Source organism: Candidatus Accumulibacter sp. ACC012, from assembly GCF_907163155.1.
GTDB classification, from domain to species: Bacteria; Pseudomonadota; Gammaproteobacteria; order Burkholderiales; family Rhodocyclaceae; genus Accumulibacter; species Accumulibacter delftensis.
Window position 1 is genome coordinate 204,024 of sequence record NZ_CAJQUC010000002.1, and the last position, 20,348, is coordinate 224,371.

The 20,348-nt window shown below is 62.4% G+C and carries 20 protein-coding genes; 12 read left to right on the forward strand and 8 right to left on the reverse strand.

What is annotated here, in order from left to right; all coding sequences use genetic code 11:
* Window positions 1–2 precede the first annotated feature (2 nt).
* The 9 genes from rlmN to QZ648_RS24775 all read left to right on the forward strand — a co-directional run bounded on the left by rlmN (window position 3) and on the right by QZ648_RS24775 (window position 9,869).
* The gene (gene rlmN, locus QZ648_RS01450) at window positions 3–1,118 is read left to right on the forward strand and encodes a 23S rRNA (adenine(2503)-C(2))-methyltransferase RlmN (protein ID WP_291995888.1); all 1,116 of its coding nucleotides are present in this window, start codon (window positions 3–5) and stop codon (window positions 1,116–1,118) included.
* Entirely contained in the window at window positions 1,115–1,924 is an 810-nt protein-coding gene (pilW, locus tag QZ648_RS01455; RefSeq protein WP_169067573.1) for a type IV pilus biogenesis/stability protein PilW, read from the forward strand. Before rlmN ends, pilW begins: the two co-directional genes overlap by 4 nt.
* Window positions 1,921–2,958 carry a RodZ domain-containing protein gene (locus QZ648_RS01460; RefSeq protein ID WP_291995889.1) on the forward strand — a complete coding sequence of 346 codons (1,038 nt, stop codon included), beginning with the start codon at window positions 1,921–1,923 and terminating at the stop codon, window positions 2,956–2,958. The genes pilW and QZ648_RS01460 overlap by 4 nt, the downstream gene beginning before the upstream one ends.
* 25 nt (window positions 2,959–2,983) lie before the next feature.
* A complete protein-coding gene (ispG, locus tag QZ648_RS01465) occupies window positions 2,984–4,228 on the forward strand; it encodes a flavodoxin-dependent (E)-4-hydroxy-3-methylbut-2-enyl-diphosphate synthase (protein WP_291995890.1) in 1,245 nt (414 codons plus the stop codon).
* The gene (gene hisS, locus QZ648_RS01470; RefSeq protein ID WP_169067592.1) at window positions 4,228–5,523 is read left to right on the forward strand and encodes a histidine--tRNA ligase; all 1,296 of its coding nucleotides are present in this window, start codon (window positions 4,228–4,230) and stop codon (window positions 5,521–5,523) included. The genes ispG and hisS overlap by 1 nt, the downstream gene beginning before the upstream one ends.
* Window positions 5,523–6,206, forward strand: coding sequence for a tetratricopeptide repeat protein (locus QZ648_RS01475; RefSeq protein ID WP_169067570.1), 684 nt, complete (start codon window positions 5,523–5,525; stop codon window positions 6,204–6,206). The genes hisS and QZ648_RS01475 overlap by 1 nt, the downstream gene beginning before the upstream one ends.
* Window positions 6,206–7,357 (forward strand): outer membrane protein assembly factor BamB, encoded by a 1,152-nt coding sequence (gene bamB / locus QZ648_RS01480; protein ID WP_291995891.1) that lies wholly within the window; start codon window positions 6,206–6,208, stop codon window positions 7,355–7,357. Before QZ648_RS01475 ends, bamB begins: the two co-directional genes overlap by 1 nt.
* A gap of 61 nt (window positions 7,358–7,418) precedes the next feature.
* On the forward strand, window positions 7,419–8,885 hold the full coding sequence (der, locus tag QZ648_RS01485) for a ribosome biogenesis GTPase Der (protein ID WP_291995892.1): 1,467 nt from the start codon (window positions 7,419–7,421) through the stop codon (window positions 8,883–8,885).
* A gap of 111 nt (window positions 8,886–8,996) precedes the next feature.
* Window positions 8,997–9,869, forward strand: coding sequence for a low molecular weight protein-tyrosine-phosphatase (locus tag QZ648_RS24775; protein WP_366144039.1), 873 nt, complete (start codon window positions 8,997–8,999; stop codon window positions 9,867–9,869).
* 65 nt (window positions 9,870–9,934) lie between these two features.
* Here the strand turns inward: QZ648_RS24775 and QZ648_RS01495 are convergent, their stop codons facing one another.
* Window positions 9,935–10,756 carry a formylglycine-generating enzyme family protein gene (locus QZ648_RS01495; protein ID WP_169067566.1) on the reverse strand — a complete coding sequence of 274 codons (822 nt, stop codon included), beginning with the start codon at window positions 10,754–10,756 and terminating at the stop codon, window positions 9,935–9,937.
* Window positions 10,757–11,156: 400 nt separating this feature from the next.
* Between QZ648_RS01495 and QZ648_RS01500 the strand changes: the two genes are divergently transcribed.
* The 3 genes from QZ648_RS01500 to QZ648_RS24780 are packed head-to-tail and all read left to right on the forward strand — an operon-like array spanning window position 11,157 to window position 13,847.
* Window positions 11,157–12,614, forward strand: a complete 1,458-nt coding sequence (locus QZ648_RS01500; protein WP_291995893.1) for a glutamate-cysteine ligase family protein — start codon at window positions 11,157–11,159, stop codon at window positions 12,612–12,614.
* A gap of 10 nt (window positions 12,615–12,624) precedes the next feature.
* Window positions 12,625–13,668, forward strand: a complete 1,044-nt coding sequence (locus QZ648_RS01505) for a M14 family metallopeptidase (RefSeq protein ID WP_169067565.1) — start codon at window positions 12,625–12,627, stop codon at window positions 13,666–13,668.
* A gap of 20 nt (window positions 13,669–13,688) precedes the next feature.
* On the forward strand, window positions 13,689–13,847 hold the full coding sequence (locus QZ648_RS24780; protein ID WP_366144049.1) for an RCC1 domain-containing protein: 159 nt from the start codon (window positions 13,689–13,691) through the stop codon (window positions 13,845–13,847).
* A gap of 28 nt (window positions 13,848–13,875) precedes the next feature.
* Here the strand turns inward: QZ648_RS24780 and QZ648_RS01510 are convergent, their stop codons facing one another.
* The 7 genes from QZ648_RS01510 to QZ648_RS01540 all read right to left on the reverse strand — a co-directional run bounded on the left by QZ648_RS01510 (window position 13,876) and on the right by QZ648_RS01540 (window position 20,340).
* A complete protein-coding gene (locus QZ648_RS01510; protein ID WP_169067563.1) occupies window positions 13,876–14,334 on the reverse strand; it encodes a hemerythrin family protein in 459 nt (152 codons plus the stop codon).
* A 305-nt stretch (window positions 14,335–14,639) separates the two neighbouring features.
* Window positions 14,640–15,092 carry a TerB family tellurite resistance protein gene (locus QZ648_RS01515; RefSeq protein WP_169067562.1) on the reverse strand — a complete coding sequence of 151 codons (453 nt, stop codon included), beginning with the start codon at window positions 15,090–15,092 and terminating at the stop codon, window positions 14,640–14,642.
* Window positions 15,093–15,102: 10 nt separating this feature from the next.
* The gene (locus tag QZ648_RS01520) at window positions 15,103–16,962 is read right to left on the reverse strand and encodes an AAA family ATPase (RefSeq protein ID WP_169067561.1); all 1,860 of its coding nucleotides are present in this window, start codon (window positions 16,960–16,962) and stop codon (window positions 15,103–15,105) included.
* Window positions 16,963–16,977: 15 nt separating this feature from the next.
* The gene (locus tag QZ648_RS01525) at window positions 16,978–17,691 is read right to left on the reverse strand and encodes a PspA/IM30 family protein (RefSeq protein WP_169067560.1); all 714 of its coding nucleotides are present in this window, start codon (window positions 17,689–17,691) and stop codon (window positions 16,978–16,980) included.
* A 107-nt stretch (window positions 17,692–17,798) separates the two neighbouring features.
* Window positions 17,799–18,674, reverse strand: a complete 876-nt coding sequence (locus tag QZ648_RS01530; RefSeq protein ID WP_169067559.1) for a hypothetical protein — start codon at window positions 18,672–18,674, stop codon at window positions 17,799–17,801.
* A 2-nt stretch (window positions 18,675–18,676) separates the two neighbouring features.
* The gene (locus tag QZ648_RS01535) at window positions 18,677–19,546 is read right to left on the reverse strand and encodes an ATP-binding cassette domain-containing protein (RefSeq protein ID WP_291995894.1); all 870 of its coding nucleotides are present in this window, start codon (window positions 19,544–19,546) and stop codon (window positions 18,677–18,679) included.
* Window positions 19,543–20,340 (reverse strand): ABC transporter permease, encoded by a 798-nt coding sequence (locus tag QZ648_RS01540; protein ID WP_169067557.1) that lies wholly within the window; start codon window positions 20,338–20,340, stop codon window positions 19,543–19,545. Before QZ648_RS01540 ends, QZ648_RS01535 begins: the two co-directional genes overlap by 4 nt.
* Window positions 20,341–20,348: the final 8 nt, after the last annotated feature.

The window sequence follows — 20,348 nt, forward strand, 5'->3', positions numbered from 1 at the left end:
CGATGGTCAATCTGCTCGATCTCGATGCCGCCAGCCTGACGGCTTTTTTCGCCACGCACGGCGAGAAGCCTTTCCGCGCCAGGCAGGTGTTGCGCTGGATGCATCGTTTCGGGCAGGGTGATTTTGACGCCATGACCGACATCGCGCGAAGCTTGCGCGAAAAACTCAAAGGGCTGGCTACGGTGGCGCCGCCGACAGTCGTCGCCGACCGCGTTGCCGACGACGGTACGCGCAAGTTCCTGTTCGATGTCGGTGGTGGCAACGCCGTCGAGGCGGTGTTTATTCCCGAGGACGACCGCGGCACGCTGTGCATCTCGACTCAGGCCGGCTGTGCACTTGATTGTTCCTTCTGTTCCACCGGCAAGCAGGGTTTCAATCGCAACCTGACGGCGGCCGAGATCATTGGGCAGTTGTGGCAGGCACGGCATGCACTCGGCGCTTACCAGCCGGCGGCAAACCCCGTCGAGCGGGTGGTCAGCAATGTCGTATTGATGGGTATGGGTGAGCCGCTGGCCAACCTCGACAATACGGTGATGGCCTTGCGCCTGATGCTCGACGATAATGCTTACGGCTTATCACGGCGTCGGGTCACGGTGTCCACCTCGGGTCTGGTGCCGGCGATGGACCGATTGCGTGACGAATGTCCGGTGGCCTTGGCGGTTTCCCTGCATGCGCCGAATGACCGCTTGCGCGATGAGCTGGTGCCAATCAACCGGAAATACCCTTTGCGTGAACTGATGCCGGCCTGTCTGCGCTACCTGGAAAAGGCGCCGCGTGATTTTGTGACTTTCGAGTATGTGATGCTGGATGCCATCAACGACGCCGAAGCGCACGCCCACGAGCTGCTGGCGCTGACCCGAGGCGTCCCCTGCAAGTTCAACCTGATTCCCTTCAACCCTTTTCCGGGATCGCCGTATCGACGCTCGCCTGCACCGCGGATTCGGCGTTTCGCCGAGTTGCTGATGTCTGCCGGGGTGGTGACCACGACCCGCAAAACGCGCGGCGACGACATCGATGCCGCCTGTGGTCAGCTCGCCGGGCAGGTTCTCGACCGCACGCAGCGCACGACCCGGCGAAGCTTTGTTCTGCACCAGAATCGTCATGAGGTTTGCGGATGAGGCGCGCCGTCCTCGGGATCATTGCCTTGCTGAGCGTCAGCGCCTGTTCGTCGGGACTCTTCTCGTCTTCGCCGAGCACGCAGCAAAAGCCAGCCGAGGAAGAGCCGGACTCGCGACGGCCGACGCCACCGCGCGACAATCGCACGCGTGCCAAGCTGCATACCGAGTTGGGCTCGCTCTATTTGCAGAGCCAGAATTTCTCTGTGGCACTCGAAGAGCTGACCATGGCCATCGTCGTCGATCCGGACTATGCGCCGGCGCATGGTGCGCGTGGACTGGTGCTTTACAACATCCGCGAGATGGCGCTTGCCGACCGCGACTTTCAGCAGGCGCTGAACCTTGACCCGACCGATCCCGAGCTGAACAACAACTATGGCTGGTTTCTCTGTCAGGTTGGCAGAGAGAAGGAAGCCATGCCGTACTTGCAACGAGCGATGAAAAACGCCTTGTATGAGACCCCGGATCGGGCCTATCTGAACGCCGGTGCCTGTTACGTGAAACTCGGCGATCTGGATGCCGCCGAGGGTTTCGTACAGCACAGTCTGCTCATCCGGCCGAACAATCCGCAGGCACTGTTGCAGCTTGCGGAGATCAATTACCGACGCGGCCAGGTAGAGCTTGCCGGTCAGCAACTTTCGGATCTGCTGCGCAAGACCGAGCCCAATGCTGAGGCCCTCTGGTTAGCCGTGCGAGTCGAGCGGAAGCTGGGCGATCGCCTGGCTGAAGCCCGCTATAGCGCCCAGTTGAAGCGAAAATTCCCGCTTTCACCCGAGGCTCAGGAACTGCTGAAAGGCAACTTCGAATGAGTAAACAATCCGTGTTTTCAAATGATGACGAGCCTCGTGTGCAAGGCGGGAACGCCTCGATAGAGGGCTTTGCCGATGCCGGTGGCGTCGGGCAGCAGCTGCGTTCTGCGCGTGAAGCCAGGAAACTTAGCGTCCCCGAAGTGGCGCAGTCTCTGAAGCTCGCCCCGAGACAAGTGGAGGCGATCGAGAGCGAGGACTGGGGCGCCTTGCCCGGCAACACGATGATTCGCGGGTTCGTTCGCAACTACGCGCGCGTGCTCAATCTGGACGCTGATGCCCTGATGCGCGGGCTCGATGCGACGCGCATGCAACGGACTCTGCAACTGGAGGCTTCCGCCGGAACCAGCTCGCACTTGCCGCAGGCTGACGATCGGGCTGAAAGGCGCGACTACCTGGCAGTGGTGGGTGGTCTGGTATTGCTCGTGCTGGCACTGCTGGCCTATTTTTATGTGCCGCAGGACTTCTGGAGGGAGCAGTTGGCGGCGCTGACCGGCAGCGAAACCCCGCGTACGGCTGCTGAGCTGCAGCCAAGCGTTAGCGAGCCGGCGGCGACCGGAGTGGCGCCGCTGACGGTGCCGAGCACAGTGATCCCGGCGCAGAGCGCTTTAGAAAGGCCCGGCGCAGCCATCGTGCCGAGCGCGACCGTGCCGCCTGACGGGCGGGCCCCGGTGGCCATGGTCGCTGATCCCGCGGCCAAGGCCAACGCCAAGGCCGAGACCAAGGCAGACCCCAAAGCCGAGGCCACCGCAGCTAGCAAGCCTAAGTCGGCTGCGGAGCTCAAAACCGAAGCCGCGCCAGCTGACGGCCTCAAGCTCAGTTTTGCCCAGGCGGCGTGGGTAGAGGTGCGTGACGGTCGCGGTGAGGTCGTCGCTTTCGGCGTCAAGCCGGCCGGCAGTCAGCAGGAAATCAAGGGGCAGCCGCCGTTCTCGTTGGTGCTCGGCAACGCCAAGTACGTGGCGGTGGAGTACCAGGGCAAGCCCGTCGCGCTGGAGCCGCATATCAGCAAGGGCGTGGCGCGGCTCTCGGTCAAATGAGAATCGGGCAAACGGTGGGCTCGCTATGAGCAATTCGCTGCCCGTGGCCGCGCGGCGGCGAACGCGTGTGGTCAGAGTTGGCCAGGTATCGGTCGGCGGTGACGCGCCGGTGGTTGTCCAGTCGATGACCAACACCGATACCGTTGACGTCGTGCGTACGGCAATCCAGTGCGCCGAGCTGGCGGGTGCCGGTTCGGAACTGGTGCGCATCACGGTCAACACGCCTGAGGCTGCGGCGGCGGTGCCAGCGATTCGGGAGCAGCTCGAGCGCATGGGCGTCGATGTGCCGCTGATCGGCGACTTCCACTATAACGGTCATCGCCTGCTCGCCGAGCAGCCGGATTGTGCGCGGCTGCTGGCCAAATATCGGATCAACCCGGGCAATGTCGGTCACGGCAGAAAGCGTGACGAACAGTTCGCGCAGATGATAGAGATGGCCTGCCGCTACGAGAAGCCGGTGCGTATCGGCGTTAACTGGGGCAGTCTCGATCAGGATCTACTGGCCCGCATCATGGACCAGAACGCTCGTCGCGCCGAGCCACACGACGCCATCAAGGTGATGCGCGAGGCCATGGTCGCCTCGGCCTTGGAGTCGGCTGCTCGGGCCGAAGAAATCGGTCTGCCGGGCGACCGGATCATTCTTTCGTGCAAGGTGTCCGGTGTGCAGGACCTGATCGCCATTTATCGCGAGCTTTCGCGCCGCTGCGATTACCCTTTACATCTTGGCCTGACCGAGGCCGGTATGGGTTCCAAAGGCATTGTCGCGTCTACTGCAGCGATGGCGGTGCTGCTGCAGGAAGGCATCGGCGATACCATCCGCGTTTCGTTGACCCCGGAACCGGGTGGCAAGCGCACGCAGGAGGTGATCGTTGCCCAGGAGATGTTGCAGACCATGGGCCTGCGAGCCTTCTCACCAATGGTCATTGCCTGTCCCGGTTGCGGCCGCACAACCAGCACCTTCTTTCAGGAACTGGCGCAGTCGATTCAGGAGCACGTCCGCGAGCGCATGCCGAGCTGGCGTAGCGAGTATGACGGTGTCGAGAACATGACCCTGGCGGTGATGGGCTGCGTGGTCAACGGACCGGGCGAGAGCAAGCATGCCAACATCGGCATCAGCCTGCCCGGTACCGGCGAAACGCCGGTGGCGCCAGTATTCGAGGATGGAGCCAAGACGGTCACTCTGCGCGGCGAGCATATTGCCGCAGAATTCACCGCCATTGTCGATGCCTACGTGGCACGCAGCTATCAGAGGAAGTGTGCCGCCGAATGATCAGTCAGAAGATACAATCCGTTCGTGGCATGAACGACATCCTGCCCGACGAAGCCGAATTCTGGGATTTGTTCGACGAGACCATTCGTTCGTGGCTGAAGAGCTATGCTTACCGACCGCTGCGCCTGCCGATCGTCGAGCCGACGCCGCTTTTCAAGCGTGCCATCGGCGAGGTAACCGACATCGTCGAAAAGGAGATGTATTCCTTCGTCGATAGCCTCAATGGCGAGCCGCTGACGCTGCGCCCGGAGGGAACTGCCGGCTGTGTGCGCGCCGTCATCCAGCACAATCTGATTGCCCAGCAGCCGCAGCGCCTCTACTACATGGGCCAGATGTTTCGTCACGAAAGGCCACAAAAAGGGCGTTATCGCCAGTTCCACCAGGTCGGTGTAGAAGCGCTTGGCTTTCCCGGGCCGGACATCGACGCCGAACATATCCTGATGGGCGCCCGCCTGTGGGACGACCTGGGGCTCGACGGCATCAGCCTGCAACTCAACACCCTGGGACAAGCGGCGGAACGGGCCAGTCATCGTGCCGAACTGATCGTTTACCTGGAGCAGCACTGCGAGCTGCTCGACGACGACGCCAGAAGGCGCTTGCACAGCAACCCCTTGCGCATTCTCGACAGCAAGAATCCGGCGCTAGAGGAACTGATACTCGGCGCGCCGAAACTGATTGATCATCTGGGTAGCGAATCGATGGCCCATTTTGAAGGTGTGCAGCAGGTTTTGCGCGATGCCGGACAGCCCTTCGTGATTAACCCGCGCCTGGTGCGTGGACTCGACTACTACAATCTGACCGTTTTCGAATGGGTGACCGATCGCCTCGGCGCGCAGGGAACGGTTTGCGCCGGCGGTCGTTACGATGGCCTGGTGCAACAGCTGGGCGGCAAGCCGGCGCCGGCTTGTGGTTTCGCGATGGGCGTCGAGCGGCTGATTGCGCTGATTCGCGACGCAGGGGGCGAGACCAAGGCGGCGGCGGTCGATGTCTATCTGGTGCACCAGGGCATTGCGGCTTCGCGCTTGGCCGCACGAGTCGCCGAGGGCCTGCGCGACCGTGGCATCGATGTGCTTTTCCATTGCGGTGGCGGCAGTTTCAAGTCGCAGATGAAGAAAGCCGACGCCTCGGGGGCGGGCTTTGCGGTGATTATCGGCGATGACGAGGCCGGTGCTGGCGAAGTGACGCTGAAGCCGTTGCGCGCGATCGGCGAACAAGCGAACCAACAGAAGCGGGTCAGCGTCGATGCTGTCGCCGACGAAATCATGAACTCCATTTTGGATTGGGACGAATCGTAATGGCTACCTACGACCTCGAAGAACAGGAACAGATCGCCGAGATCAAGGCCTGGTGGAAGCAGTATGGCAATCTTATGGTGGGCATTGTGACCGCCGTATCGATCGGCGTTATCGCCTGGCAAGGCTGGAACTGGTATCAGCGCGGTCAGGCGGCCAAGGCGTCGATGGTTTATGGTGCGCTGCAGAAGGCGGTCGTTGAAGATGATTCGCAGCGTGTCAAGGCGGCCAGCGGTGAATTGCTCGAGAAATTCGCTGGCACGGCTTACGCGCCGCTGGCGGCGTTGTCGGCAGCCAAGATCATGGTCGACGCCGGGGATATGAAAACAGCCAAGTTGCAGTTGCTGTGGGTGGTCGAAAATGGCGAGCATGAGCTGCGCGATCTGGCGCGCTTGCGTCTGGCGGCGGTGCTGCTTGACGAAAAAGCCTACGACGAAGCGCTGCGCCAGCTTGAAGGGGGTAGCGGTGCCGGCTTCTCGGCCCTGTACCTGAACATGCGTGGCGACGTGTTCAGCGCCGTTGGGAAAAAGACAGAGGCGCGTGAAGCCTACCAGGGCGCCCTGGCCAGGCTCGATCAAGGCGACCCTAGCGGCAAGGGAAGAAACACCCTGCAGGCTTCTCAGGCCAATGCTGCCTACCGCGAAGTGCTGCAGCTGAAGCTCGACGCGCTCGGGGAGAGCAGTTGATGAGGCGTATGCTTGTCGCGACAGTGCTGCCGGCACTGCTGCCAGCGTTGCTGGCTGGCTGTTCGAGCTTCGATGCGTTGAATCCGTTCGCCAGTAGCGGACCGAAAATGGCCGAGTTGCAGCCTATCCAGGCGACAGCGCAGGCGCGGGTGGTCTGGCGGGAGGATGTCGGCAAAGGCAAGCCCTATACCTTCGTTCCGGCCGTGGTCGGGTCCACCGCCTACGCGGCAGCTCGCGACGGCACGGTTGTTCGTTTCGACGATGGCCGGCCAGTGTGGCGGATCAAGGCCGAGAAACAACTTTCGGGGGGGGTTGGTGCGGATCAACGGCTGCTGGCGGTGGGCACCGTCAAGGGTGAGGTTCTGGCATTTGACGCCGCCGATGGCAAACTGCTGTGGGAGGCCAAGGCCAGCAGCGAGGTTTTGGCGCCGCCAGCGGTGGCTGGTGGGCTGGTGATCGTGCGCAGCGGCGATCATCGCCTGACTGCCTACGGCGCGGTCGACGGAAGCCGCAAGTGGATCTACCAACGTCCGACGCCACCGCTTTCGGTGCGTGTGATGGCTGCTCCGGTGGTGGTCGACAAGTATGTTTTCGTCGGCTTTCCCGGTGGCAAACTGATTGCTGTCAACGCCGACAATGGTGCACCGCTCTGGGAGGGGACGGTTGCCTTGCCAAAGGGTGCCACAGAACTCGACCGCATCGCCGACGTCAGCAGCCTGCCGGTCATCGATGGAAAAATGATTTGCGCGGTCGCTTTTCAGGGACGCACTTCCTGTTTCGACCTTGGCACCGGGAACCTGATGTGGGGGCGCGACATTTCCAGTTCGGCGGGTTTGTCGATCGATAGTCGCTACGTGTATGTCGCCGACGACCAGGGGGCCGTGCATGCCCTCGACAAAGCGACCGGGTCGAGCATCTGGAAGCAGGACCAGCTCTTCCTGCGCCAGTTGACTTCGCCGCTGGCCAGAGAAGGTCTGGTCGCCGTCGCCGACGTGGAGGGAGTGGTGCACCTGCTCAATCGCGACGATGGTTCTTTCGCTGCGCGTCTGAGTACCGATGGAAGCCCGGTACGGGCACCCTTGCAAAAGCTCGGTAACGAGTTGTTGTTGCAGACCCAGGGTGGTGGCATCTACGCGATTGGCGTCCAGTGATCGAGAGACAATCAGCAGTACCTGCCTTGCCCCGCGCGCTTCCAGATGAGGGTCGTTGCCCATGAAGCCGAGCATCGTCCTCGTCGGGCGCCCGAATGTCGGCAAGTCCACCCTCTTCAATCGGCTGACCAGAACGCGTGACGCACTGGTTGCCGACATCCCGGGTCTTACCCGAGATCGCCACTACGGTCACGGAAGACTGGGCAGCAAGCCCTATCTGGTGATCGATACCGGTGGTTTCGAACCGCTTGCCAAGGACGGCATCATGCGCCAGATGGCGCGCCAGACCGAACAGGCGATCGACGAGGCCGATGTGGTGATCCTGGTCGTTGACGGCCGCACCGGCATCACGCCGCTGGACAAGGAAATCTCCAGGCGTCTGCGTCAGTCGGCGGGGGCGGTTTTCGTGGCGGTCAACAAGGCCGAAGGAATGCAGCACGGTCTGGTGATCGCCGACTTTCATGAACTTGGCCTTGGCGAGCCGGTGGCCATCTCGGCGACCCACGGCGAGGGGGTGCGGGCGCTTCTCGACCTGGCGCTGGAGCTTTTTCCCGAGCCAGCGGACGACGAAGTCGAGAGTGACATCGTTCGCGTGGCCATCGTCGGTCGCCCGAACGTTGGCAAGAGCACGATGATCAACGCGCTGCTCGGCGAAGAGCGGGTCATCGCCTTCGACCAGCCGGGAACCACGCGCGATGCCATTCACGTCGATTTCGAGCGTGCCGGTAGAAAATATACGCTCATCGATACGGCCGGCCTGCGGCGCCGCGGCAAGGTTTTCGAGACCATCGAGAAGTTCTCGGTGATCAAGACGCTGCAGGCCATCGAGGAGGCACACGTGGTGGTTCTGGTTGTCGACGCACGCCAGGATATCGGTGAGCAGGATGCGCACATTGCTGGTTTCATCCGCGAATCGGGTCGTGCGCTGGTGCTTGCGGTGAATAAGTGGGATGGGCTGGATTCCTATGTTCGCGAACAGATCAAGGGGTCTCTGGAAAGCCAGTTGGCGTTCATTGATTTCGCCCGTTTCCACTACGTTTCGGCATTGCAGGCGCAGGGGCTGGAAGCGCTTTTCCGCTCGGTCGATGCGGCCTACAAGGCGGCCATCGCCGACCTGCCGACGCCGCAACTGACCCGAACACTGATCGACGCGGTGGCCAGGCAAGCGCCACCTCGCGCCGGGCTGTTCCGGCCGAAGCTGCGCTACGCGCATCAGGGCGGCCGCAATCCGCCGCTGATCGTGATCCATGGCAACGCCCTCGACAAACTGCCGGAATCATATCGCCGTTATCTCGAGCACATCTTTCGCGAGGTGTTCAAGTTGCAGGGGACGCCATTGCGCATTCAATTCAATGTCTCCAGCAACCCATTTGCGGAAAAAAAGGCGCCTGACGAGGGTCGGAGGCAGCACAAATCTCTTGCCAAGCCCACAGCCGCGGCGAGAAGTCCGGCCAGGCCCGGGTCATCAGCGCGCAAGGAAGCGGTTGCCGCGAAGCCGAAGAGGCGAGCCGTCACTCGCCGCGGGTAAGCCGATAGCCGTCGCGGCATTGCCGACCGTCATTAATGTGAAAGTCGCGCAAGCGACTCACGAAACTCCCTTCTCCCCTCGCGGGAGAAGGGGCAGGGGAAGAGGGCGGTCATGACTTTCATGATCCGGGGTATCTCGACTGTCATGATCGTTAGCCGCGCCTTGGCGATTCCCCGGGACCCTCCGGCGCGCTGGGTGCTTGCGATTTTTTTGTCGCTAAATCCTTACAATCGCTGCACTTCGGTTGCGCTGACCGGCTTTTCAACGGATGATGAAGGCCCCTGCGGTGTGGGGCGGGCGTGGTGCGCCAGCGGACGGCGCGCAAGGAATAAGGCGATTGCCGATGCAGTGGCGGGGCGGGGCGGGAAAAATTGGCCTGGCATGCCTGTCCGGTGCCTACTTTTGGGGCTCGAACTTGGCCGAAGAACGAACGTATCTGGAAGATGCATGGTGATCAAGGTTCTATTTGTTTGCATGGGGAATATCTGCCGCTCGCCGACGGCCGAGGGCGTTGTTCGGCAGATGTTGCGTCGCAAGGAACTGGACGACCGAGTCGAGGTCGATTCGGCCGGAACGCACGGCTATCACGTCGGCGAGCCGCCGGATCAACGCACCCAACGAGCGGCTGCCATTCGCACCTATGATCTATCCGACATGCGCGCGCGCAAGGTGGCGGCCCAGGACCTCGACTATTTTGATCTGATTCTGGCCATGGATCACAATAACCTCTCGGTTTTACAACGCATCTGCCCGCCCGAAAAGCACGATCGTCTGGGGCTATTCATGAGTTATTCGAAGAACTTCGACGACGACGAAGTGCCGGATCCCTACTACGGTCTCGGCCACGGCTTCGATCTGGTCCTGGACATGGTCGAGGATGCTGCCGATGGCTTGATCGAGAGCCTCGAGCAACGATTGCTCGCTGAGGCGGTCAGCGCTGGCAGCGAACAAGCGCTGCCGAATCACCACGACAATACCGGCTAACGGGTCCGATCCGTCCGGCACGCGGATCTGGCGGGTGGCATCGAACTGTCGCGCGTCGAAATTGCTCAGGCTTGGGCGAGAGCGATCCTGAAACCGCTGCTGCGCGGCCGATAGGCAGGTCCGATGCGGCTACGGTTGGCGGAACGTGCGTAGCGGCCGGGGTCGCTCCAGGTGCCACCGCGCAGTACCCGCTGCTTGCCGTGCTTTGGGCCGAGCGGGTCCGCCTGCCGTTCACCCGGGTATTCGTCGTACCAGTCGGCACACCACTCCCATACGTTGCCGTGCATCTCGAACAATCCCCACGGGTTTACCGGCAGCGAGGCGGCGGGAACCGTTTGCTCGCGATACGGCCCCTGTCGGCCACCGGCGTAGGGATGTCCGCCGTGGTAATTGACCTCGGCAGGGGTGATTTGCTGGCCGAATACGAAGGGCGTCGTCGTGCCGGCGCGGCAGGCGTATTCCCATTCGGCTTCGCTTGGCAGGCGCGCCTGCAAGGTGGGCAGTCGGCGGTTGAGCTCGCCAATGAACCCTTGCGCATCGTGCCAGCTGACGTTCTCCACCGGATTGTCGGCGTGTTCCTGAAAACAGCTCGGGTTGACCGGCCACACAGCCAGCCAGAAGGCTTGTGTGCAGGCCGTGTCGGCGAGCCAGAAACCATGGCTCAGCCTTACTTCGTGCAGCTTTTCAGTGTGCCCACGCTCGGCTTCGTCGGCCGGCGAACCCATCAGAAACTCTCCCGCTTCGATCCAGCGAAAGACCTGGCGCGCGTGACCGACGCGCAACACCAGCGAGCGTCCGAACGGGTCTTCGACGAAGTCTCTCGTCAATAGCGCGGGGCACGGGTCAGCGAGCAGGATTTCAGTGTTTCCGGGGCGGACGGCGGACATCAAGAGCTTTCGCAAGAGTGACTGCTGCTACGGGCGACGGGCACGTGCAAGGTCACAGACAGGGCGGGTGATCAGAGTCAGCAATATACCGCGAAGAATGGCGTTTCTGGTGTCATTTTCGTTACGCTCGGCGCTCGCTCCGGGGCGGCTCGCTCGCCTCCTGGAGCGGCTAGCGATGGTCGTCGACGTACAAACGCCTCCCTGCGGCTGTCACTGGCTTGCCGATAGTGCGGCAATCGGGCTACGCTCGCGGGGGCGGTGCTCATTGCTGTGGCCGTCGCCGGTCGCAGCATACGCCTGGCGATAGCATAAAGAGCGTGCGGCGGCGCTGTATCGGGGTGACAAGAACTTGATCTACCGCAAGCGTTCATAAGGGCTAGCGAATAGACTCGGCTGTCAAATGGAGGCTGGTGTCGCACACTTCGAAGGGGGGGCGATGGGCAAGGAGATTGGCAGTGACGGCTTTACGGCGGATGACTTCGCGCGCTTCAGCCAGCGCCTTGAGCAAGAGACCGCGCATGCCCACAAGGCGTACAGGGCGGGAGCTTTCGCCAATGCCGGCCTGGTCGCGGGTTTCGAACTTGAGGCCTGGCTGATTGATGAGCATTTCTTTCCGTCGCCGCGCAACGTCTCTTTTCTGCAGCGCATGGCCAGCCCGCTGGTGGTGCCCGAGCTTTCTCTATTCAACGTCGAGATCAACGGCACGCCGCAGGCCTTGAGGGCTACCGCGCTGTCACAGCTTGAAGGTGAGCTGACCGCAACCTGGCAGCGATGCCAGCAGGTGGCTGCAGAAGAGGGCGTGGCACTGATCGCCATCGGAACCTTGCCGACATTGCGCGAGCGAGATCTGTCGCTGAGCAGCATGTCTCCTTTCAAGCGCTACGCGGCTCTCAACGACCAGGTCTTGCGGCGACGCGGTGGGCGGCCGTTGACGCTGGATATCGCCGGCATCGAAACGCTCACCGCGACCCACTCCGATGTGATGCTTGAGGCGGCGACCACCTCTTTTCAGGTACATCTGCAGACACCGGTCAACGAGGTCGCGCGCACGTACAATGCGTCGCAGCTTCTCGCTGCACCCTTGGTTGCGCTGGCCGCCAATTCACCATTCTTGTTCGGGCGAGCGCTCTGGCACGAAACCCGGATACCCTTGTTCGAGCAGGCGGTCGATTGCCGCCAACCGGGCCATCCCGAGCATATGCGGGTAACCTTCGGTTCAGCTTATCTCGGCAAGGACCCGATGGCGTGTTTTGCGGAGAACCTGTCATCGTATCCGGTACTCTTGCCGTATGTAGAGGCGGGGCCGGTGAGCTCGTATGCGCATCTGCGTCTGCACAACGGGACCATCTGGCGTTGGAATCGGCTGCTGATCGGCCTCGAGAAAGACCAAGTGCCGCATTTGCGCGTCGAGCAGCGCGTCATGCCTGCTGGTCCGAGCGTGATCGACATGATCGCCAATGCTGCCTTGTACTATGGCGCGGTACGCTGTCTGGCCAGGCAGGCGGAAGCTCCTGAAGCCCGGCTGCCGTTTGCCGTTGCGCGCGAAAATTTCTACCGTGCCGCACGTTATGGTCTTGAGGCGCAGGTGGTGTGGCTCGACGGGCGCTGTCAAAATGTGGCCGAACTTCTCTTGCGCGAACTGCTGCCGCTGGCTCGCGAAGGACTGGCCGAGCTCGATCTTGCCGCAGGCGACATCACTCGCTACCTCGACGTGATTAGCGCGCGCCTGCGCTACCGCCAGAACGGCGCCGCCTGGCAACTTGCCCACTATGCGAAGTACCAGGATTTCTTCCGGCTTACCGCCGATTATCTTGAGCATCAACGCCGTCTCGTGCCGGTGCACGAGTGGCCGATATGAGTCCCAGTTCATGCTGACCGTACTTGAATCCCTGCCTGCGGGCTTTCTCGAAACCCCTGCCCGCGAACTGCATCGCCTGTTGAACGGTCCGACCTTGATCCATCTGCCCGGACGACGCGAGGCTCCGCTCCTGGTTTCCGTGCTGCTGCACGGCAACGAAGACAGCGGCGTTGTCGCGCTGCAAAGCGTTTTGCGTGCTCACGCCGGTCGGCAACTGCCGCGGGCGCTGTCGATCCTGGTTGGCAATGTCGCGGCGGCGCGAGAAGGCCTGCGTCGACTCGATCATCAGCCTGATTACAACCGCGTCTGGCCGGGTACCGAGCTGCATGCCGGCGCTCCGGAGCACGCAGCGATGAGCGAGGTCCATCGCATCATGCGCGAGCGCGGCGTCTTCGCCAGTGTAGATGTCCACAACAACACAGGCCTCAATCCCCTCTACTGCGTGGTGAATAGCCTCGATCAGGCGGTTCTACATCTGGCCTTGCTATTTTCGCGCACGGTGGTCTGGTTCCGTGGCCTGGCCGGTTCGCAGACGACGGCTTTTTCGCCGCTGTGTCCGTCATTAACTCTGGAATGTGGCAAGCCCGGCAAAGCGGCGAACGAAGCGCACGCCACGAGCTTTATCAATGCTTGCCTGCATCTGGCGCAGTTCCCGTCGCATGACGTCCACGAGCATGACATCGATCTTTATCACACGGTAGCGACAGTGAGGGTGCCGGCCGCGGTTTCCTTCGGTTTCGGGGATGCGCTGGCCGATGTCGATTTCGATCCGCGGCTCGATCACATGAACTTCCGGCAACTCGAGCCCGGCACGGCGTTTGGGCGCACACGCCTGGCCTTTCCGCTCGACGTCCGCGACGAGGGACGGCGTGACGTGAGCGAAGACTATTTCGCCTGCAGCGACGGCACGATCACTCTGCGGCGAACATCGACACCGGCCATGCTGACGCTCGACGCGCGTGCGGTGCGGCAGGACTGCCTTTGTTATCTGATGGAGCGCATCCCTTTTCCACACTCCGCAAGTGCTGCTCGCCACTGGTGCGCAAGCGGATAGTCAAGGATGGCTCGCTGCGGGTGTCGGGCCACCGTTTCGCGGTTGAGCCGACCACGATTGCGGAGCGTATCGCCACCGCCGCCGCTGGCAATGGAACAACGCTTGCACTGGCAACAGACGGAAAACTCTGGGCCTGGGGCGAACGGCAAGGACCGCGCCTGATTACCTTCGGGCGCTAGTCACATACGTGCCAGGCGAGGCGTGGACTCAGACCCGGGCGGAAAAATAGTGTTCGACGGCAGGCCAGTGGCTACTCGGAAGCGTGAAGTGTCGGCGTTGCGCCAGGGTGGCAATGAACCGCTTGTCGTCTTCCCTAATATGACGTTCAAACCAGAACTCGGCATAACGCAGGAAGGAATGCGCGTCGTGTCCGCCGTTACGGACATCATCCAGCGCCTTGCGTAGCAGGCCAAGAGTGCCGCGGTGGATCTCGGCATGGGCAGTGAAATCCACCCCGGCTTCATCGGCCAGTCGCTCTTCGGTGGCGAAATGCAGTGCGAAGCAGTCGATCAAGCCTTGGAACTCGGCGATATCTACGGAGATGTTTTCAAAACAGCCCGCCTTGAGCGACTCGATGCGGGTAAATACCTCCTCGTGCTGGGCGTCAATTTCTGGCAAATGGACCAACAGAGCCTCTGGCAGAAACGGGGAAAGAGCAATCTCCATTACATGTCTCCTCTGGCAAGGTTCAAAGGTTTCTAGTTATCCAGGAAGTATAGGAAGACCTTGGGCAGAATGCCAAGACAATTCTCATTAAGTCAGGCAAATATCGTCTCGACCGTCGTTTCGTGCGCTGGCGGCAATGACCTCGTCCCATTCGACCTTGTTGTCCGAAGTGATCCTGGCCGCTCGAACGCCCATGCGTTTGGCGGTAAAGTGGTCCCCTGAGTCAAGACAACTATCAATCTAGTTTAAGTTGTGCATTTGACTTTGCTAGCAGCTGGACGGCGCTGCCAGTGCCCATCCGCCCATCAGCCCAACTCGCGTGCCACCACCGCCACCGAGTGGGCGTCGGGCAGACTGGCGAGTTGGGCAAGCATGTAGTCCTTGACCAGGGCCAGCAGTTCGTCGACGCGTGCCGCGGCCATGCCGATCTCGGCGGCGACGTCGCGAACCGCCGCCAATTCTTCGTCAATCAGAGCACCGTCGGCGTAGGCCACCAGCAGGCAGGTGGCGACGAGAATGTCGCGCTGCGCCGGCTCCGTGAATAGGCCGGCGGCGTCGCTGGCGGGCGTCTCGGTCTGCAGGGAGGCGAAAGCGGGCCAATCCAGCGCCGCATTGCGACAGGCATCATAGAACTGGCCAATCAGGGCCACTTCTTCCGCGCTTCTTGTGCCATCGACGTGCGCGATGCGCAGCAGCATTTGGGTGGCGGCGACGGTCTGGGCGGCATTGAGCGAAACATCATCGAACTGGGGAAACATAAGAGCTCCTTCAAAGGTTGATCTGGCGCCTGAACTCGGCGAGTCGGGTCTGCACTTCCTGGACCGATAGCGCGCGGAAGCGCTGCGGCAGCAGCGAGCGGCGAGAGGTTTCCGAAACCGCCAGCATCTCCATATAGCGCACCATGGCGATCTCCTGCGGCGGCATGAAGTCATCGATCGCCTGCTTCAGGAGCGCGCTGGTCAGCGCTGTCCGCGCGCGTTCGGCAAATTCGGCAGCGAGTAGTGCGAGCGCTTCGAGGTCAGCATTTGAATAGCCTTCCAGCACTTCGCAGGCTTCTTGCAGGGCGGCGTCGGTGAGGTGCAGTGCGACCTGGTAGCGGCGAAAAATGGCGCCGACGACGGCGGCGCGTTCAGTGGTCGTTTCGGCGTAAAAGAAGGGAATCTTGCGATCGAGACGCCCCGGACGTTTGATGTCGGTATCGAGCTTGTCCGGGCGGTTGGTCATCAGGATGAACAGCACCTGGCCGCGGTTCTCGGGGTCGGACATGAACTCCTTGAGGCGGGCGATGACTCGCGAACCGGTACCACCGTCCGAATCGCCAGTGCTGCCGAAGCTGCGGTCGCCTTCGTCGATGAGCAGCGCAATCGGTCCCATGGCCTTGACCGTCGCCAGCACCCGTTCGAGGTTGGCCTCGGTCGAACCGACCCACTTGGAGCGGAAGTTCTTCAGCGCCACGCCGGACAATCCCGCCTCCTTGAGGAAGGCCTTGATGACGAAGGTCTTGCCGGCGCCCATCGGGCCCACGGCGAGCAGACCCATCGGTGCCCGCGCTCGGTCGCCGCTACGCATCAGCCGGGCAATCTCGAGCAGTTCACTCTTGATGTGCTCGTTGCCGCCGACGCTGTCGAGTCCGTGCCGAGGTTCGATGAATTCGATCAGGCCGGCGCACTCCTTCTCGATCAGCTCGCGCTTGCGTTGGCGGACGACGGCCAGCATCTCGCCGGCCGGGTCCTCTTCGGGCAGCGCCCGGGTAGGGTCGACCAGTTGCTGGATCTCGCCTGGCGTCATGCCGGCGGTGATCGCAGCGAGTCTTTGCGCGCGCTGCTCGGCGTTCGGACTGCCCTGCAGCAGTCCGACGATCAGGCTTCGTCGTTGCTGCTCGCTGAGCGCCTGCGGTGCTTCGCTGGCAACGATGCTGGCCAACTGTATCAGGCGTAGTCCGGCGGTATGATCGGCCAGCAGATCGGCTTCAGCAGCGGGCATGCCGGCTGCGTAATGCCCGATCGCCGCGTGGCGCGCTTCACGATCCGGCATCGGCAACTCGATGGCCACGATGCGCGGATGCGTCAGCAGAGCCGGGCTGATGTCGGCCAGCGATTCGCTGACCAGGATGACGACGTTGTCACGATCGGAAAATTCTTCGTCGAGCGACCAGCGGTGCAGGGCGGTAAATGCTCCGCGCTCGTCGAGTGACAGGAGGTGCGGCTCGGCCGCCGGAAAAAGGGTCCCCGCGTAGGGAATCAGCAGGGCGCTCGAACGTTGCTCGAGCATCTGCCGCTCGAGCGATTCGAAGATCCCGGCCAGCCCCTTGCCTTCCAGATGGCGATAGAGCTCGATCTTTCCCTGCGCGCTGCTCCCCTGGACGATGCGCACGCCGCGGTCGATGCTCAGTTCGAAGATCTGCTGTTTGTTGTCCTTGAGCAGCACCTCGCTGAGCAAGGGCAATAGCGTGTAATAGCGATCGCCGACCTGATAGCGGTCAAAGACATTGCGGTAGATGACGAAAACCGAAGCTTCGCCGGCCAGATACTTCTGGCGCAGCGTCTCCGCCCAGCCCGGCAGTGGTGGGCGCGGTGAATGTGATGGATGTGGCGGCTGATCTGCGGCTGCGGGGCTGCTGCGGGTCATGGCGTTCTGCGGCAGCTACATCGACTTGCCGGCGACAGCATCCGCCTGGCCGGCACGTGCGCGCTTCATTTCCTCGAGCTGCTGACGCGCGGTCACCGCGCCGCTACTCTGGCGAAGCTTGGCGAGCTTGACGTCGAGGTCGGAATCACGCATTTCGGAGCCCATTTTTGCTTCGGCGACAGTCGTCTTGATATGTTCGCGGACGTTGTCGAGGGCGCGCACTTCGGCGTCGACCGACAAACCATCGAGCTGATTCTGGATCTTGAGGCGCGCCTGCGCGCTGAGCATCTGCGCCAGCATGCGGTCCTTCTCGTCCTTGAGTTTCTGGATTTCGGACTTGACCTGCAGCAGCGAGTCCTTCGCTTCCTGAGTATCGGTACGCGCCTGCTCCATCTCCTGTTCGAGCGCCTTGATGCTCGCGTCGAGCGAGTTCTTCTTCTGGATCAGGACGATGCCGAGGTCATCCTGAGCGGTGGCCAGGGCGGTGTTGAGGTCGGCGGTGACCGCCGCGAGTTCGCTACGCTCACTTTCGAGGCGCGCCGAAACGTCCTCGCGGCGGCGCATGATTGCCGCCGTGGCGGTCTTCAACTTGCCATACTTTTCAATCATCGAATCGATCGCGTTCTGGTAGGCGATTTCGGGATGTCGCTTTTCCACGTCGGTGATCCACAGCGCGACAAAGCCCGACCAGAGGTTGGAGAGACGCCCCACAAGACTGATATCAACCATTGCCTTCTTCCCTTCGTAAACCGGTTCCCCGGCCAAGTATGAGTGAGCGAATGACGGCGATCGTCATCAACCCTTCAAAAAAGTCGCTATTTTCCAGGCAAATCCTCTCAGCTTCTGCTGGCGCTCGCCACGGCCACCAGGCGCCGTGCGCCGCTGCCAGCGCTTGGCATGGCCACCCCGGGCAGTGCTTCGGCCAGGCCGCTGGCCAGATCGGCCTCGATGTCTTCCTGCAGGCGCAGTTTGCCGACAGCCTCTTCGAGCCGGTTACCGATGTCTTCGGAGGCCGGCAAGGTCATGATCGTTTGGTAGATTTCGGCGAGTTGGTCGGGCATCGACAGCATCGCCGCCTCGAGCGCCCGGCGGCGGCTCTGCATCCGGTTATGCCGCTCGATCAGATCCACGTAGTCGGCGCGCGCTTTCTGCAGTTGCCGGAGATCGGCTCCCCGGCGCGGCGCGGCGAGTTCTCTTTCGATGCCAGCCAGCATGGCATCGACTTCCTGCAGGTTGATCGATTCGACGCGATCATCCATCACCAAACCCGACAACCACAGGCCAAGGTACTCCAGCGTCACGTCGTCGAGCTGCTCGACGTCCCGGTAGTGCAGCCGGGAAAGACCGGTTTCCGCGCGCTGGTAGAGCGAATCGACCCGTTCCAGCATCCTTTGATAGGTGCGTAGTCTGCTCGAATAGCCTTCCAGTTTGGCGGCGCGTTTCTGGAGTTCCGCGAACAGTTGTTCGCGCGAGGCCTGCCGCGCCTTGGCCCGCCAGCGGCGGTCGACCTGGTCGCGAAAACTGGGCAGGGACGGGACATGCAGGGCGGCGAGCACTTCGCCGGCAGCAAAGGCAATCAAGGGCACTGCCCCGATGCCGAAGCCGAAGGGGATCGACAACAGGGCCGCGGCGGCCAGCGAGCCGAGGAACGCATAGAGATTGGCCTGACTGGTGAGGACTTCCCTGACGTACGGCGGTGTTTCTTCAGCCATGGCTAGATGCTGACCCTGACCTGGCCCTTGCCGGGACTGGCGTGGAGCTGGGCGAGAATGCGCTCCTCGAGGCCTTGAGCCGCCGCCGAGCGCTGCCATGCCGCCGCGCGCGGACGCGGTTCGCCGATCAGAAAATTGTCGGCGACACGCGCCGGCTGGCCCGACAGGACGATTACCCGGTCGCCAAGGAGCAGCGCTTCGGTCACGTCGTGGGTGACGAAAACGACCAGGCATGGCCAGGACTGGTAGAGGTCGATCAGCAGCTGCTGCATTTCCTCGCGCGTCTGCGCATCGAGGGCGCCGAAGGGCTCATCCATGAGCAGGATTTTCGGCCGCAGGACCAGGGCCCGCGCCAGCGCGACGCGCTGGTTTTGTCCGCCGGAGAGCTGCGCTGGCCGTAGGCCGGCCTTGTCCGCCAGACCGACAGCCTTGAGCAGGTCGGTGACGCGCTGACGCCATTCGGCTTCCGGCTCGCGCGACTTCCAGAGCTTGAGCCGAAACGGGAAGGCAACATTGTCGAACACCGACAGGTCGGGTCGATTGGCATAGCGCTGGAAGACCATCACCGAATCGTCGTGGGCGCCGTGGCACTCGACACCGTCGATCATCACGCTGCCTGAAGTCGGCGTCTTGACGCCCATTGGCCGCACGCCACCAAGCATGTGCAGCAGGGTGCTCTTGCCGCAGCCGGAGGGACCGAGCAGCATGTTGATCCCCGGTTGCTCGAAGCTCAGGGTGACGCGATCGATCACCCGTGTGACGGCACCGGAGTGCACCGGATATTCCTGAACGATGTCCTTGAGGGCCACCGCAACCGACTTTGCGGCAGCTGCCGCGACTGGCCTGCCGGCTGCCGTCGTTGGCGCACTCATTGCTGTGTTTCCCAGGGATAGAGGCGGCGCTTGAGCCAGATCATCAAGCGGTAGGTGAGCAGCGCCAGCGCAATGATGACGATGATGCCGGCAAACACCTGATCCCAGGCGCTGAAGCGGCGAGCATTCTGGATCAACTGGCCAAGTCCCTCACGGGCATTCACGTATTCAGCGACGGTGATGTAGGTCCACATCACCGAGAAGGCGACGATCACCGCGTCGGCGATGCGCGGCATGGCCATCGGCACCACCGCCTGGCGGATGCATTCCCAGGGCGTGGCGCCGAGATCGCGGGCGCCGATCCAGTAGCTTTGCGGCACCGCCTGAATGGCGTCGCGGACCATCGGAATCAGGTACACCACGGCGCCGATGAACAAAAAGGCGATCTTCATCGACTCGCCGATACCCATCCACATCACCAGAATGGGCAGCAGGGCCACCACCGGCGCCGAGCGGAAGGGATCGACGAGCGGCGACAGTGCCGCATTGATCTGCGGCGCGGCGCCCATGACGATGCCGATCGGAATGCCGATGATGATCACCAGCAGGCCGGCAACGAGCAGCCGACCGCCCGACCACAGCGTTGCCGTCAGCAGCATGCTGTGGCCATCGCTCCAGGCCAGGTAGGCAAAGGCCGAAACGACGTCCCAGGGTGCCGGCAGCCGGGTCTGACTGACCAGCCCGGAAGCGGCGACGGCGCTCCACAGCAGCAGCACGGCGAGCACCGAGCCGACACCGAGCAAGCGGCGGCGCTGCGGATCCGGCGGCGCGTAGGGGTTCCAGAATTCGCTCATCGTCGTTC

What these genes read in the sequence shown, in the direction of transcription:
- QZ648_RS01520 (WP_169067561.1), bottom strand. Translation starts at nt 16,962, where the DNA reads ATGACCCGCAGCAGCCCCGCAGCCGCAGATCAGCCGCCACATCCATCA.
- QZ648_RS01510 (WP_169067563.1), bottom strand. Translation starts at nt 14,334, where the DNA reads ATGGAGATTGCTCTTTCCCCGTTTCTGCCAGAGGCTCTGTTGGTCCAT.
- QZ648_RS01540 (WP_169067557.1), bottom strand. Translation starts at nt 20,340, where the DNA reads ATGAGCGAATTCTGGAACCCCTACGCGCCGCCGGATCCGCAGCGCCGC.
- bamB (WP_291995891.1), top strand. Translation starts at nt 6,206, where the DNA reads ATGAGGCGTATGCTTGTCGCGACAGTGCTGCCGGCACTGCTGCCAGCG.
- QZ648_RS01475 (WP_169067570.1), top strand. Translation starts at nt 5,523, where the DNA reads ATGGCTACCTACGACCTCGAAGAACAGGAACAGATCGCCGAGATCAAG.
- QZ648_RS24775 (WP_366144039.1), top strand. Translation starts at nt 8,997, where the DNA reads ATGACTTTCATGATCCGGGGTATCTCGACTGTCATGATCGTTAGCCGC.
- QZ648_RS01505 (WP_169067565.1), top strand. Translation starts at nt 12,625, where the DNA reads ATGCTGACCGTACTTGAATCCCTGCCTGCGGGCTTTCTCGAAACCCCT.
- QZ648_RS01515 (WP_169067562.1), bottom strand. Translation starts at nt 15,092, where the DNA reads ATGTTTCCCCAGTTCGATGATGTTTCGCTCAATGCCGCCCAGACCGTC.
- QZ648_RS01525 (WP_169067560.1), bottom strand. Translation starts at nt 17,691, where the DNA reads ATGGTTGATATCAGTCTTGTGGGGCGTCTCTCCAACCTCTGGTCGGGC.
- QZ648_RS01530 (WP_169067559.1), bottom strand. Translation starts at nt 18,674, where the DNA reads ATGGCTGAAGAAACACCGCCGTACGTCAGGGAAGTCCTCACCAGTCAG.
- QZ648_RS01460 (WP_291995889.1), top strand. Translation starts at nt 1,921, where the DNA reads ATGAGTAAACAATCCGTGTTTTCAAATGATGACGAGCCTCGTGTGCAA.
- ispG (WP_291995890.1), top strand. Translation starts at nt 2,984, where the DNA reads ATGAGCAATTCGCTGCCCGTGGCCGCGCGGCGGCGAACGCGTGTGGTC.
- pilW (WP_169067573.1), top strand. Translation starts at nt 1,115, where the DNA reads ATGAGGCGCGCCGTCCTCGGGATCATTGCCTTGCTGAGCGTCAGCGCC.
- rlmN (WP_291995888.1), top strand. Translation starts at nt 3, where the DNA reads ATGGTCAATCTGCTCGATCTCGATGCCGCCAGCCTGACGGCTTTTTTC.
- der (WP_291995892.1), top strand. Translation starts at nt 7,419, where the DNA reads ATGAAGCCGAGCATCGTCCTCGTCGGGCGCCCGAATGTCGGCAAGTCC.
- QZ648_RS01495 (WP_169067566.1), bottom strand. Translation starts at nt 10,756, where the DNA reads ATGTCCGCCGTCCGCCCCGGAAACACTGAAATCCTGCTCGCTGACCCG.
- QZ648_RS01500 (WP_291995893.1), top strand. Translation starts at nt 11,157, where the DNA reads ATGGAGGCTGGTGTCGCACACTTCGAAGGGGGGGCGATGGGCAAGGAG.
- QZ648_RS01535 (WP_291995894.1), bottom strand. Translation starts at nt 19,546, where the DNA reads ATGAGTGCGCCAACGACGGCAGCCGGCAGGCCAGTCGCGGCAGCTGCC.